The 15,115-nt window shown below is 36.0% G+C and carries 8 protein-coding genes; 7 read left to right on the forward strand and 1 reads right to left on the reverse strand.

Annotation, left to right across the window (positions count from 1 at the left end; all coding sequences use genetic code 11):
- Nucleotides 1–927, forward strand: a complete 927-nt coding sequence (locus tag R2R35_RS16735) for an ABC transporter ATP-binding protein (RefSeq protein ID WP_317730972.1) — start codon at nt 1–3, stop codon at nt 925–927.
- A gap of 2 nt (nt 928–929) precedes the next feature.
- Nucleotides 930–1,826, forward strand: a complete 897-nt coding sequence (locus R2R35_RS16740) for an ABC transporter permease (RefSeq protein ID WP_317730973.1) — start codon at nt 930–932, stop codon at nt 1,824–1,826.
- Between the two features lie 165 nt (nt 1,827–1,991).
- Here R2R35_RS16740 and R2R35_RS16745 read toward each other — a convergent pair whose 3' ends face one another.
- Nucleotides 1,992–2,807, reverse strand: coding sequence for a hypothetical protein (locus R2R35_RS16745; protein WP_331670151.1), 816 nt, complete (start codon nt 2,805–2,807; stop codon nt 1,992–1,994).
- A 900-nt stretch (nt 2,808–3,707) separates the two neighbouring features.
- Here R2R35_RS16745 and R2R35_RS16750 point away from each other — a divergent pair.
- The 5 genes from R2R35_RS16750 to R2R35_RS16770 all read left to right on the forward strand — a co-directional run bounded on the left by R2R35_RS16750 (nt 3,708) and on the right by R2R35_RS16770 (nt 15,033).
- Nucleotides 3,708–4,964 (forward strand): cell wall hydrolase, encoded by a 1,257-nt coding sequence (locus R2R35_RS16750; protein ID WP_317730975.1) that lies wholly within the window; start codon nt 3,708–3,710, stop codon nt 4,962–4,964.
- A 449-nt stretch (nt 4,965–5,413) separates the two neighbouring features.
- Nucleotides 5,414–6,898, forward strand: coding sequence for a threonine synthase (thrC, locus tag R2R35_RS16755; protein WP_317730976.1), 1,485 nt, complete (start codon nt 5,414–5,416; stop codon nt 6,896–6,898).
- Between the two features lie 743 nt (nt 6,899–7,641).
- Nucleotides 7,642–10,062, forward strand: a complete 2,421-nt coding sequence (locus R2R35_RS16760) for an Ig-like domain-containing protein (RefSeq protein ID WP_317730977.1) — start codon at nt 7,642–7,644, stop codon at nt 10,060–10,062.
- A gap of 211 nt (nt 10,063–10,273) precedes the next feature.
- Complete coding sequence (locus tag R2R35_RS16765) at nt 10,274–12,655, forward strand: CDP-glycerol glycerophosphotransferase family protein (RefSeq protein ID WP_317730978.1); 2,382 nt, start codon at nt 10,274–10,276, stop codon at nt 12,653–12,655.
- A 95-nt stretch (nt 12,656–12,750) separates the two neighbouring features.
- Nucleotides 12,751–15,033: a polysaccharide pyruvyl transferase family protein gene (locus tag R2R35_RS16770; RefSeq protein WP_317730979.1), complete on the forward strand. Its 2,283-nt coding sequence runs from the start codon at nt 12,751–12,753 to the stop codon at nt 15,031–15,033.
- The last annotated feature ends 82 nt before the right edge of the window (nt 15,034–15,115 follow it).

The following is a 15,115-nucleotide window of genomic DNA, read 5'->3' on the forward strand; positions in this document are numbered from 1 at the left end:
GTGTTAACAATTCATAAACTGACAAAAAGCTATGGCAAATTTCTGGCCTTGGATCAGCTTGAGCTTAAAATAAGGCCGCGAGAAATCTACGGTTTTGTCGGGCCTAATGGTGCGGGAAAAACCACTACCATGAAAATCTGTGCCGGTTTAATGAAAGCAGATTCTGGTGAAGTAATGATTGACGGTATCAATGCTTTGGAAAATAACAGGGAGCTCAAAAAAAGAATTGGATATATGCCCGATTTCTTCGGGGTATACGATAATCTAAAGACCATTGAATACATGGAATTTTATGCCTCGATATACGGTATCACGGGAAAAGAAGCCAAAACCTTGTGTATGGAGCTGTTGGATTCTGTCCAGCTGAAGGACCAATATGACAACTATGTTGACAGTCTGTCACGAGGAATGAAGCAAAGGCTCTGTCTTGCCAGATGTCTGGTCCACGGACCTAAACTGCTGATATTGGATGAACCTGCTTCCGGTCTTGATCCCAGAGCAAGAGTAATCATGAAGGATATATTACGAAGGCTCAGTTCAGAAGGGATGACAATACTTATCAGCTCTCATATTCTTCCGGAGTTGGCACAAATCTGCACACACGCTGGAATTATTGAAAAAGGAAAACTGGTCCTCTCCGGTTCCATTGAAGAAATTACCTCAGCAAGGGGCAATGCCAGACCCATTGTACTGCGAATGGTAGACAATCAGGAAGCAACGGTAAGAGTTATAAGGGATAATCCCTTTACCAAAAAAATAACGATTCTTGAGAATGTAGTGAGTCTGTTGTTTACAGGAAACCAGGAGGAAGAAGCAGCGCTGCTTACTTCTATCATACAGGGAGGAGGAGTCATATCCTCCTTCGCAAGAGAAGAAAGCAGTTTGGAAGCTCTGTTTCTGCAAATAACGCATGAGGAGGGAAGTTGATTATGCTTAGAGTAAATCCGGTATACCAAAAAGAACTGAGAACAAATGCCAGAAGCTTTAAGACCTATCTTATTATATTTGCCTTTAACGGACTGCTTTCTCTGTTCGGGCTGCTGACCTTGTATCTGACCTTTGAATACCAACAGGGACTTGGTGGCAGTGTTCAATATTCAGATGTGCTGGAAATCTATACGATAATAACTGCTGTTGAATTCTTCTTGCTGATGCTGGTGGTGCCGGCAGTAACCGCAGGCTCTGTTTCCGGAGAAAGGGAAAGGCAGACCCTGGAAATACTTTTAACTACCAAATTAACCGCAGGCTCTATTATAAGAGGAAAACTTCTTTCTTCCATTAGTATGATGCTGTTTCTGACCTTTACCAGTTTTCCGGTAATGGCTCTGGTATTTACAATAGGAGGTATAACTCTGAGAGATATGGCAGAGTTTCTGCTTCTTATTATTATAACAGCCATTTATTTGGGAAGCATCGGAATATTCTTCTCTGTACTGTTTAAGAAATCAACCTCAGCAACCGTGGGAACCTTTGGAAGTGTCCTGGTATTGAGCTTTGGTACGATAGGTATAGCCCTGGGAATTCATTTTATCATGCAAATGCATCTAAACAATTCACTGGACAAAGCAACCTCTTATGTACAAGCGGATATTGGAAACTGGATGCTGCTATTGTTAGTCAATCCTGTAGTTAACTTTCTTTCGGTATTAAAAGATCAGACAGGGATAGCCACACAGGTATCTTATTTGTTTAATAATGTAGGCAGTGTTTCACCGGCATTAAGAAATATCTGGTTTCCTCTGAGTTCTGCAATACAGCTTATAATAGCCATATTATTATTGGTCATATCAACTGCAATCCTCAATCCTTGCAGAGGAAAAAGATGAAGAATAAAATAGCCATCGGCTTCCTGAGAGCAGGTAACCGATGGCTAATTTCTGGAATATGAAAATGGAAGAAGAATAATATAGATTCATTATAACATATAAAAATAAAAAAGGTAGTGTTTTTTTAACTTTTTTTAAAATTCTTAAAAATTAATATAAAAATAGTTACTTATCAGTCCTTTCTGCATAATTCTCTGCATACATCCGGATATTTTTAGAAATTCTTACTTTGTGATATAGCTTTGCATACTCAATCTCATCAACCTCTGCTACATAATTTGTTGGAAAGTTTTTTAAAAATCCACTGCGTCTTAAGGTATCTGCCGCTTTGTTATAAGCGATGGCTGCTTCCTTTTCGGTAGGATAACGGCCTACAACATAATCGCCTTCTATATGAATTTTTGCAACGTAACAAGGATGTCCTTTCCATTTAGAGAAAAAAACGCCATGGTATTGGTTGATTACTTCAATATTACTATATCTTAAATCGTGCTCATTTCCATTGATAAACCTAAAATCTCTGCCAGCAACAGCATAATTCTTTATACCATAGCGGGAGAGGATGCTAACCTGCATTCCATAATCTGAAACAAAGAGATGCCCTCCGCGGAGCATTATCTTGTGATGGCCATAATAAAACAAATCATCTGTATCAAAAAGATAATAATTTTCTTTTCCTATATAATATAAGAAGTAATTCTTTCTTAAATAGATAGGATTCCTGATATAAATACCATTATCTCTGTAATTTATCAAAATAACCCACTTCTCAAAAGGAAGTCCAAAAGCTTTGTCATAGTCGGAAAGTGTATAACTCCCATCCCGTAGAATCGCATTTGCGGTTTCGTAAGCTTTATTCCCTAAAGCAGTATCGTTAAAACTGCCGAGGCTGATGTGCTTATTTCGATAAGTAATACCAGCACGGTAATAAATTTCGCCATTTTTCTTATAAGCCTTTGATAAACCCTGATTTGATGACAAAGATTTCACCTCCTGATCTGAGCTGGAAAATAAAACAATTATTCAAATGCTGTATTGTGGTAGTGTAATAGATTAACGTTTCTTTCTTTTTATATGGTTTGTTTGATGAATAGTTTTTAAGCTGTTTTCTTGCCGCTTATGAATTTTCAGGTTGTCAAAGAAACATTTTGATTCCGATATTATAATTTCAATATACTCCGACGTTCATGTATAAAAGTTAAATAATGGTAAATAATAAGAAGTGTACATAAGCTTTCTCGTTATACTTATTGTATAAGAAGAAACTCCTAAAATCAATAAGGCAAAGGTAGTACGAGTGTTCGGTGTTTAGGAGAAAGTTTGTTCTATCAAAATAGAAAATTGTAAAAGAACGGAGAGGAGGTAAAGAATATCCTGAATAGCTATAATTGGGCGGTATAGGAGAAACATCAGCCATAGATAATATATTACGTACATATTAATGAAGTTAACACAATTGTAACAATATACATGCCTCTAAACCCACAAAATACAGGGTTTTAGAGTGCGAAATAGAAAAAAATCATGTCGATCATGAATAATGTGCCAAAAATGGTTTAAAATATTTAATAACTCCTTAATATTTAGTTAAAAAATGTTTGTGCGTAATGCACAAAAGGAGATGCTTAAAAGAAAATCATATTATGCATAAAGATACTTAAGGGGAAAATGAACCTTAATAAGGTTATCGTTTCTTCCAAAGTTTGCATAGAGTTATTGACAGTAAAAGGCGAGATGATATAATTCATGAGAACCTCTTAACGGAAAACAATGCCTGTGATTCTTTTAAGCGGTTAACAGTCCACAGACTATTTATGACAATAGAATAACAAAGGCGATATTTTATTGGAATAAGATCAAAAAAGAAAAGAGGATGTATATATGCTAAAAATACACTCGTTTCTTCAAAGGGCTCTTAAGCCGGTAAAAGATATGTTACCACTCTCCGGCAGAAGTAAAGCGGGAATCACAGCAGTAGTACTTTATGCTGCCCTTTCATGCTTACTGATATTGAGCCCGGATACTATCTACGAACACTCCAGCAGAACGGAAGCTCCTGTTTATACATCGGGAAATTCCAATAAGGAGTCAGAAGAGGTAGGCGAAGAAACAGCGATAGAAGCAATTGTACGAATGAATCCTATATATTTTAAGGGGTACATTGTACAAGGCGGTTTAGAAGCCTATGGTACCCAGTACGTAAATCCTTATGTTTCCTTCATGCAGAGCATGATAACCAAAACAGCAAAAAACGATTCTGATATTACAGCAGACAAATTATTAATGGCAGAAGAAATAAAAGCGGCAGAAAATAGCCTTGCATCGAAATTAAGTATAACAACCAACTTAAATCTGTTGACAGAGGAAGATATAATCAGTTTACAGGCAGAAAAAAACTCGGACAACCTAAGCAGCTTTACGGAGATAATGGCAGCAGCTGAAAAGAAAACAGCTGAAGCAAGTAATGGAGTAAAGAATGCGGCATCGGACGATGAGGCAGAGAGTATGGATACAGCTTCCGTAAAGGAAGCAGTAAAAACTGAGAATACTGATAAGAAAACAGAGACCGAGAAAACAACTGCGGTAAAAAAAGCTGCAGCAGCGAAGAAAGAAATAGATGCAAGCGTAACAAAGACAAAAGACACTAGTTCGAAAAAAGCAGTACAGGCAGCTGCAAAAAGTAAGGTTGATAGTAGTTCAACCAAAGAGAAAACCATTAAAGATACTGCAAAGAAAACAGAAAGCAAAATCAAATTAAATGAAGAAGATACTGGAGTTCTTCAAAGAATCGTTGAAGCTGAAGCAACAGGTGAGGACATAAAAGGAAAGATGTTGGTCGCAAACGTCATCCTGAATAGAGTTAAAAATAAGGATTTCCCTGATTCGGTAAAGGCCGTTGTATTTCAAAAAAGCGGCAGCACCTATCAGTTTTCGCCGATAAAAGACGGAAGATATTATTCCGTTAAAATATCGGAAAGTACCAAAAAAGCAGTCAATCGTGTACTGCAGGGAGAAGACTACTCCCAAGGGGCGCTGTATTTCTCGGCGAGAATAAGAGCCGATAAAAACAGCATGAGCTGGTTTGACCGCCATCTAACATACCTGTTCAAGCACGGAGGGCATGAGTTCTTCAAATAATTGAATAACCGTGACATCAGTTCGTAAGTTTTATGCTGATAAGTGATAAAACTTAGTGGTGTATTGCAGGAATAGGTGTACGGGATTCAACCAATAGAACAGGAGAAAAAGAGGACACTCAGGAAAGTGATGATACACTTTTCTGGGTGTCTTTTTTTGCGTCCGTCAATTTATACCGTTATTTTACTTTAGTAAGGTATTGTACATCAGTGCTTTAAATGATATAATACAACGAAAATAAGAGTTTATAATGAAATTTTTATATTGCATACTTAAACTTAAACATCAATTAGTATATGATAGTTATGAATATATGATAATTACGTATTTGACTGGTTCTTATAGGTTCAACCTATAATTGTAATCATAAATTTTTATTACGATAAAATTACTTACTGTATCACAGGCTAAGTATTTGAATAATATAAATGCACAGATGGAGGAAAACTATGAATCTTTTGTATCAAAGCACTCGCAGCAACACGGCTCCTATTACGGCATCTCAGGCAATCTTGAAAGGACTGGCTGAGGACGGTGGTTTGTTTGTACCTGAAAGCATACCGGCACTAAAAGTTTCTTTAGAGGAACTTAGTAACATGACCTATCAGCAGACTGCTTATGAAGTAATGAAATTATACTTTACTGATTTTACGGAAGAAGAACTAAAAAGCTGTATAAGCAAAGCTTATGATGAGAAATTTGATACAACTGAAATTGCACCGTTAAAGGAAGCTGGCGGGTTCTATTACCTGGAGCTCTTTCATGGCTCCACCATTGCGTTTAAAGATATGGCCTTATCCATTCTGCCGCATCTTCTGACCACAGCCGCAAAAAAGAATCAGGTGACGGATGAAATTGTAATACTGACCGCAACCTCAGGAGATACGGGTAAAGCGGCCCTTGCAGGGTTTGCTGAAGTCCCCGGAACAAAAATCATAGTATTTTATCCCAAGGATGGTGTCAGTCCAATTCAGGAGAAGCAGATGGTTACCCAGAAAGGAGACAATACCTATGTTGTCGGAATCGACGGAAACTTTGATGATGCGCAGAATGGCGTAAAGGCAATGTTTAATAATAAAGCGCTGGCAGACAGCCTGAAAGCAAAAGGATATGTGTTTTCTTCTGCTAATTCCATCAACATCGGCCGTTTGGTTCCTCAGATTGTTTATTATGTATATGCCTATGCCAGTCTGTTAAGGAAAGGCGTTATTGCAGAAGGTGAGAAAATTAATGTGTCGGTGCCTACCGGTAACTTTGGGAATATCTTAGCGGCATATTTTGCAAAAGAGATGGGAGTGCCACTAAATAAACTGGTGTGTGCCTCCAATGAGAATAAGGTGTTGTTTGATTTCTTTGATACGGGGATATATAACCGTAAGAGAGAATTCATCCTTACTTCTTCACCTTCCATGGATATCTTAATCTCCAGCAACCTGGAAAGATTGCTCTACCTGGCAGCAGGAAGAGATAGTGAGAAGACATTAGCGCTCATGAATGGCTTGTCTAAAGAAGGAGAATATGTAATAACACCGGAAATGAAAGTGAATATGGACGGTATTACCGGTGGCTTTGCTACAGAGGCTCAGACCGCGGAGACGATCAAGGCAGTTTATGAGAAGACAGGTTATGTACTGGATACCCATACAGCAGTAGGCGCTTCTGTATATGAGAGATATCAGGAAGAGAGTTCAGATAATACAAAGGTTATCATCGCCTCCACTGCAAGCCCTTATAAATTTACCAGAAGTGTTATGGAAGCCATAGATCCGAAGTATGGCAGTCTGGGAGATTTTGAATTGTTGGATGAGCTTAGCAGAATCTCCGGTGTAAATGTACCGGCAGCCATCGAGGAAATCAGAAGTGCCAAAGTGCTTCATGACAGGGTGTGTAAGACGGAGGAGATGCAGAAAGTGGTTGAGGGAATATTGAATTAAATGTAACGATATATAATTTACTCAACACAACATTTGTTTGCTTTAGAATCATTATGGCTTAAATAAACGGCTTTGTTAATTTATATTTTGTGTTATATATTATTATTTGGTGTGAAGAGACATAGATTATTTTGAAAGGATACGGAATTGATCTGTTTGATGATTAAGGCTGTAGCCAATAGATATCTTGTAAAAATAGTACTGTGCCAAACCATTCAATTGTTCATATAAGATAGAAAATGCTGCAGAACATAAAATTAAATCTGCGGCATTTTCTATATTTTTCCTCAAATGCATGAATCTATAAAAGCTGGCAAGAACATGAAAACACCTGAAAAAAAGCCATTTGTGACAAATGCATGACATAAAATTGACATAAACAAAGTGCATTATATACCTAGAGTTCACGAGACACAAAACTTCAACTAGAGTTTGCATCCGGAACTTTGGTATAATCAAACCATAAAGGTATAACAAGATATGGAAAGTAGCCAAGTGCTTAAGTGGGAAAATAATCCTTAACAGAAAGACGAAGAGTAAATTTCAGGGTTCCCTGGAATGTGTCAAAATTAAGGCAAAACCCAGTTTTTAAGCCTAATGTACGGGGTTACATAAAAGTAAAATTATAGCTAAAAGGACTTGACCTTTTATCTAATTATTGTTATAATCGTCTTGTTATTGGAATGATTATATTGAAAAATATAATACCAAACCAACCTATATTTTAAGGAGGAAGAAAGAATATGAAGAAAAATTTCTTTAAAAAGAAATTAGCTTCTGCTCTTGCTCTTGCATTAGTAGTAGCAAGTTTCAGTCCTGCAGGAATCTCTGCACAGGCTGCTACAGCTACTAAAATTGTAAAGCAGGGCGGCGCAGCAGCACCGACAGTATTATATGTTGGTGGCTCCAAAGTTGATTACAGCTTAAGCACAATCAAATCTGGAGTAAAGTATACTTGGAAATCAAGTAATACAAAAATTGCAACAATCACTGCTACAACTGGTGTTGTTACAGCAAAAGCTCCTGGTAGTGTAACTATCACAGCTACAGCTACAGATAAGAAGAGTGGAAAGGTTCTTAACACTTTCAAGAAAACTCTTACAGTTAATCTTCGTGCGACAAGCGTTGAAGCTGGTGATGATTTCACATTAGCTACAGGCGAGACAAAGAAATTAGCTGCAACATTAACACCTTCTAACTCCACAGACGTTATCAACTATGTATCCAGCGATAAAGCTGTTGCTACAGTTGGTTTAACTGGTGGTGTTGTAACTGGTAAAGAAGCTGGTGAAGCTACTATTACTGTTTACGCTAAAGCTACAAAGAGCACTTCTAACAAGAGTACAAAGAACAAGGTTGATACAATCAAAGTTACTGTACCTGTTGGTGTGACTTCTGTTAAGCAGGTATCTGATGTTTCCTTAGACTTAACTTTTAACAAAGCTATGACTAAAGATACAATCAAAGCTTCTGATTTAGTTCTTAAGAATGCTGCTAACAATGCTGTTCAGGCAATTAAAGAATTAAAATTCTCTGCTGATGGCAAAGTTGTTACTGCTGTAACATATTTACCTTTAACAGACAAAGCTGAGTACAAATTAACATACGCTGAGAAAGAGCATAAATTCACTGCAAGTGTTGGTGAAGTAGCTTCTATCGTTATCAAAACTACTCAGGTGGCTTTCGGAACTGACTCAGCTATCGAATACAACTTCCTTGATGCTAATGGAATTCAGTTAACTAACGTTGACTCTAGCAGAGTTGCTGTTGCTATCGATACAACAGGTGGTTATATCATCGGAAGCGGTACAAGTGCAAAAGTTAACCTTTTTGCTAAAGGAAATACTGCAACTGTAACTGTAACATACCACACTTGGAAATATGAGAACAACGCTGAAAAGACTGTTGTTGCTAAGGGAACAATCGTAGCTGTAGATCCTACAGAAATTACAATTGGAAACTATGAGAAATACACAATTTCCGGTGCTTCTGTTGACTGGTCCAAAGATGCTGTTACAACTATAGCTATCGGCGATACAGGAAAGAAAATCTACTTACACGTTAAAGATTCCGCTGACAAATATGTAACTGCTGATAAGATTACTTACAAAGCAGCTGATGCTAACTACTTATTAGTTGGTTCAGACGGTTCTTTAACAGCTGTTAAAGAAGGAACAACTTATGTTATCGCTACTACTGGAAAAACAAGCTTTACTCTTCCTGTAACAGTTGTTGCTAAAAGAGATGCTTCTTCTGCAGAGTTAGACAAAACAGCTGTAACAATCTCCAACACTGATAAAGTAGTTGATACTGTAGTAATCACTGCTACAGCTAAAGATCAGTATGGTTCAAACCTTGCTGCAACTACTGTAACAGATGTAGAGCAGAAATCAACAAAAACTGCTGTTAATCCTATAGCTACTTGGGCTGGTGATAAGATTACCGTTACTGCAACAAATGCTGTTGCTGGAACATACAGCTTTGTAGCAACAGTTAATGGAAAACCTGTAGCATTTAATGTAACAGTACTTGATGCTAAGACTGCTTCCGTAGCTGATCCTTCAACATTAGGAACACAGTTAGTATTATCAACAAATTCACTTGATACTAAGATTACTTCAACTACTGCAGTTGCTGATAAGGACTTAACAATCAAACTTGCTCGTTACAACAACGGTGCACTTTATGATTATGTAACATCTGCTACTGTAAAAGTTACAACTCCTGGTGCTGTTGGTGGTGCTACATTAACTCTTACACCTAATGCTGATGGTGTTGCTACATTCAACGGTCTTACAACTGACGGTGTAACAGTTACTAAAGCAGATAAGGGAACTTACAAAGTTGTAGTAACTTATAATTCCAAAGATTTTACACAGTATTTTGTAATTAATGATACTCAGGTTGTACCTGGTTTCTCTGTAGATAAAGTTGTTACAGAAAAACTTACAGCTGATGATATTGCAAAAGATGTATTAACAATCAAAGATGCTGATGGAAACAACATAACTTCAACAATCAAAAATACTGTATTTAAGACAGTTACTGGTACAATCGTATCCGGTTCTGATGTATACCTTGACAAGGTTACTGTAACACAGAAAGTTGGAAGCTTATCTTTCGATGTTGTTGTAACTATTGGTCAGTCAGTAAAAGTTAAATAATAATAGTTGACTATCATTATTTAATATAAAAATATCCCTGCCAGTTCAAATGAATTGGCAGGGATATTTTGCGTTACAGTGTAATCTGGCATATACTCCTTAAGAATCCTTAATAAATATTGCATATTAAAATTATATATGATAAAATTCAATTTAGTTATAAATTAGTAAATAATAATTATATGCCTCTAAAGGAGAGAAAATACATTCTATGAAACTCAAGTCTATATGGAAGAGAAGCAAAGGTATCTTATTAAATTCCTATTATTCCAACTGTTTTTATAATGGAAAAATAAACAATCGCCTTATATTAATAGAATCAAAAAACGGCAGCGATTTAGCAGGAAACATGTTCCATATACTACGTGAATTAAGGACGGAAGTTTATTCGGATTATAAGGTAGTCTTATCTGTTTTAAATAAGAAAAAAGAGAGTATACAGAATCAGTTGTCCAACTACGGGATTAAAAATGTAAAATTAGTACGAACAAATTCTTACGCATATTATAAGTATTTAGCAACTGCTAAATACTTATTTACTGATACAACTTTTAATAGAAGCTTTATAAAAAAGGAAGGCCAGATTATTACGAATACTTGGCATGGTACTCCTTTAAAGAAAATGGGTAGAGACGTAGATAATAGAGCATATGCTATTGGTAATGTTCAAAGAAACTTTCTATTCTCAGACTATTTGGTATATCCCAATGAGTTTATGAAAAAGAAGATGGTTGATGCATATCTTCTGGAAGGGATATATGATGGCACTATTCTCAATGAAGGATACCCCAGAAATTCGATATTTTTTAACAAAGAAATCGGTCAGAATATAAAAGAGGAATTGGGACTTCATGGCAAGCAGGTTTACATTTATATGCCTACCTGGAGAGGAACAGTTACCAGCAAGAATACAGATCATTTATTAGCTATTACGGATTATTATCTGAGAGACTTGGACAAGCACCTTACGGATAATCAGGTATTCTATGTAAAATTACACCCTTTTGTAAGCAGAAATATGAATTATAGTAATTATGTTCATATAAAACCTTATCCGGATCAATATGATTCCTATGAATTTATGAATATATGTGATTGCCTGGTTACTGATTACTCCAGTGTTTTCTTTGATTATGCCAACAGTGGAAATAAAATTATTTTGTTTGCATACGATGAAACAGATTATTTAGAAGAAAGAGGTATCTATGTACCTCTGAATGAATTCCCATTCCCTATGGTTAAAACAGTCGAGGGATTGTTAAAAGAATTAAACGCTCCCAAGAATTACGATGATACAGCTTTTCTAAAGGAATATTGTACCTATGACAGAGCTGGTGCAGCAGAACGTATCTGTAAACACGTGGTCAAAGGAGAAAAAGTCTGTAAGGAAGAAAAACTCAAAAAGAATGGTAAAGAAAATGTGGTGATGTTTGGTTCAGCATTAGCGAAGAACGGTTTAACTTCCTCACTACTGAATCTTTTTAATAATATAGATATAGAAAAGAGAAATTATTACGTAACTTTTAATGAAGCAGCCCTTAAGAAGACACCGACCAGAGTATCACAGATTCCTGATAAGGTTGGTATTCTTCCAATGAGCAGCGGAGCTGCTTACACTATAATGGAAGCTATAGCCTTTGTTCTATATTTTAAGAAGAACAAAGATAATAAGTTTGTTCAAAAATATCTTGATAGATTATATAAACGAGAGTTTATAAAGCAATTTGGTAGAATTAAAATTGATTCACTGATTCAGTTTGCAGGTTATGATCATAAAGTAACGAATTTGTTCCAACGATTTGAAGGACCGAAGGTTATTTATGTGCATAATGATATGATAGCTGAGATGAAAACAAGGGGTAACCAGCATTACCTGACTCTTCGTTCAGCATATCAAAAGTATGATAAAGTTGCAGTAGTTACCCAGGACATTGTTCCACCTACGGTTAAAATCAGCGAAAAGCAGGATAATATAGTAGTAGTTAATAATTGTCATGCACATCTTGAAGTTAGAAGTAAAGCGAACCAGCCTCTGATTTTTGATGCAGATACTAAGTGCAATATTCCACAGGTGGAGTTAGAAGATGTATTAAACAGCGATGCCAAGAAGTTTATCACTATAGGAAGATTTTCACCGGAGAAAGGGCATATGATGCTTATGAAGGCATATGAAGAATTTTCCAGGGATTATCCCGATACTTATCTGATAATAATTGGCGGACATGGTGTCCTTTATAAGGAAACATTAGATTATGCCAAAGAATCAGAAGCAAATATAATTATCATAAAATCAATGAAGAACCCTATGCCGGTATTGAACAAATGTGATTTCTTTATTTTATCTTCACATTATGAAGGACTAGGTCTTACGTTATTAGAAGCAGATGCGCTAGGTATACCTACTATGTCTACAGATGTAAGAGGACCTCAGGGCTTTTTAAGAGAGTTCAATGGCTGCCTTGTAGAAAAGAGTGAAAAAGGCTTGAAAAAAGGTATGGTACGTTATATGAAAGGCGAAATTAAAGCAATGAATGTTGATTATAACGCTTATAATAAACGTGCAATCAATCAGTTTGAAAGTCTTTTTGAATAATTTAGGAAAGGAAAGCCACAATTTAATCATAGATAGTTACCAGTCAATATATTGGAATATCCTATTATATCAATTGTGATAAGAATGGTGAGTGTATGAAGATAGGTATTATTACCTTTAACAGCGCCCATAATCATGGTGCTGTATTACAGGCTTGGGCGTTGCAGGAGTATTTAAAAGGTGAAGGACATGATGTCAGCATTATAAACTACAGATTGCCAGCTACTGATAATCTGTACCGTTTATATGTGCCCAGAAAAACTTTTAAAAGCTATAAATTAAATAAAGTAGTTCACATGCTTCAATATTTAAAGAAGTTTAAGACGGAACCGGATAAGGTGAAGAGATTTCGTAAATTTGAGCATTTTATAAATAATACATTAAATACTACAAAAGCATATTCAGTTTTTGGTGAATTAAATAAAGCAAATTTTGATTTTGATGTTATGATTGCAGGTAGCGATCAGATTTGGAATGGTTCACTTACAAAAGGTATTAATCCCGCTTATTTTCTGGCATTTGGAAAAGAGAAGATAAAGAGGATTTCTTATGCTGCCAGTATTGGAAAAGATTTTATTCCGGAAGTTGAACATACACTGTTTTCCAGATATCTGAGGCTATTTGACTATATATCTGTTAGAGAGGAAAAGGCAAAGGAGGCGATTGAAAAATTAACGAAGAAGGAGATTTCGGTTGTACTTGATCCAACCCTTCTTCTTGACAGAGAAAGATATGACCAGCTAAAGAATGATCCTAAGACAAAAGCTAAATATATATATGTGCATAATGTTCATATAACGAAAGTAGACAAGCGGTTAAATGCAATGGCAGAAGAAATATCTCAAAGACTTGGATTACCTATTGTTCATAACCGATCAGATTATAACTTTACCAATGAATTGCATAAATTCACTTCTGGTGGTCCGAAAGAGTTCCTGGGTTATATTGCAAATGCGGAATATGTTGTAACAAATTCATTTCATGCTACAGTGTTCTCAATTATGTACCAAAAGAATTTTATAACAATACCTCATTTTCAAAATCCTGAAAGAATGAGACACTTATTGGATACATTAGGTACGGGAAATCATTTGATTGAATTTACAAAAGACCTGCCAAATGATTTAGATGAGCTATCCATCGATTATAATCAGGTTGAGAAGCTTAAAGTTGAACTTAGAAAGACATCAATAGACTATTTGAGTAGGTCTCTTGCAGGTGAGAAAACCACTAATGAGCCTGTTAAAGACGAGGATAAGTACTTTGATTCCAAGGATGTTTATTCCTGTTATGGATGTAAGGCCTGTAAGGATATATGTCCGGTTTCAGCAATTACTATGGTATCGGACAAAGAAGGCTTTTGGTATCCCAAGATCGATGAAGATAAATGTATACATTGTAATCTTTGCAGAAAAGTATGTATTTACCGAAAGTTTGAAAAAGAAGAACCGGTTGAAAATTACCCGGTAGTTTATGCCTCCTATCATAAGACAGAAGATATTCATACTGAAAGTACCAGCGGAGGTATGTTTATACCTATGTATCGATATATACTTTCTATAGGGGGTAAGGTAGTAGGTGTTCGATATGATGAAAATATGAGAGTCATATATGACATTGCAGATACAGAAGAAGGCTGCAGAGCTTTTTGCGGTTCAAAATATGTTGCACCTGACAGTGAAAATGTGAAGCCAAGAGTAAAGAAATTACTTGAAGCCGGAACGGTTGTATTATTTACCGGTAATCCATGTCAGATAGCAGGTTTAAAGACTTATCTGGGTAAAGATTACACGAATCTGTATACAGTGGATATTATCTGCCATGGTGTTCCTTCACCAAAAGTATTTGAAAAGTATATTAACTACCTGGAGAATCGTTATCACTCAAAGGTAATCGATTTTCAATTCAGAAATAAAATAAGAGGTTGGAGTAAACCTTATATACTGGTTAAATTTGAATCTGGTGAGGTATTATTAGAGCCGGCAGCCAGCAACAACTTTAATAGAGCTTTCTTAAGCAATAATATTCAGAGGCCGTGCTGCTACACCTGTGAATTTGCAGGATTAAAGGGAAGTGTCGGTGATATTACCATAGGTGACTATTGGGGTATTGAAAATGAGCATCCTGAAATGATGGACCAAAGAGGTGTATCCATTATTAAGCTGAATAATTCCAAGGGATCAGAATTCTTTGAACACTTTAAGGAGCAGCTGGTACTAAAAGAAAGTACTTATGAGAAAGCCTATAACGCTAATCATAAAAAACCCATGAATCTGGTTCTAAAGCGAAATCAGCTTATGTCCCAGATTGATGATGTAGAAATTGACAGCTTGCTGCAGTCCTATAATCATTTAAAGAAGAAGAAAAAAAAGAAATAAATCAATATAAATAATAAGTTGAGCATTTTATCATAAGAGCTGATTTGTAAGACACAGGTTTAATCCTAAAATCAGAAATAGA

The organism is Anaerocolumna sp. AGMB13020 (assembly GCF_033100115.1).
GTDB lineage: Bacteria > Bacillota > Clostridia > Lachnospirales > Lachnospiraceae > Anaerocolumna.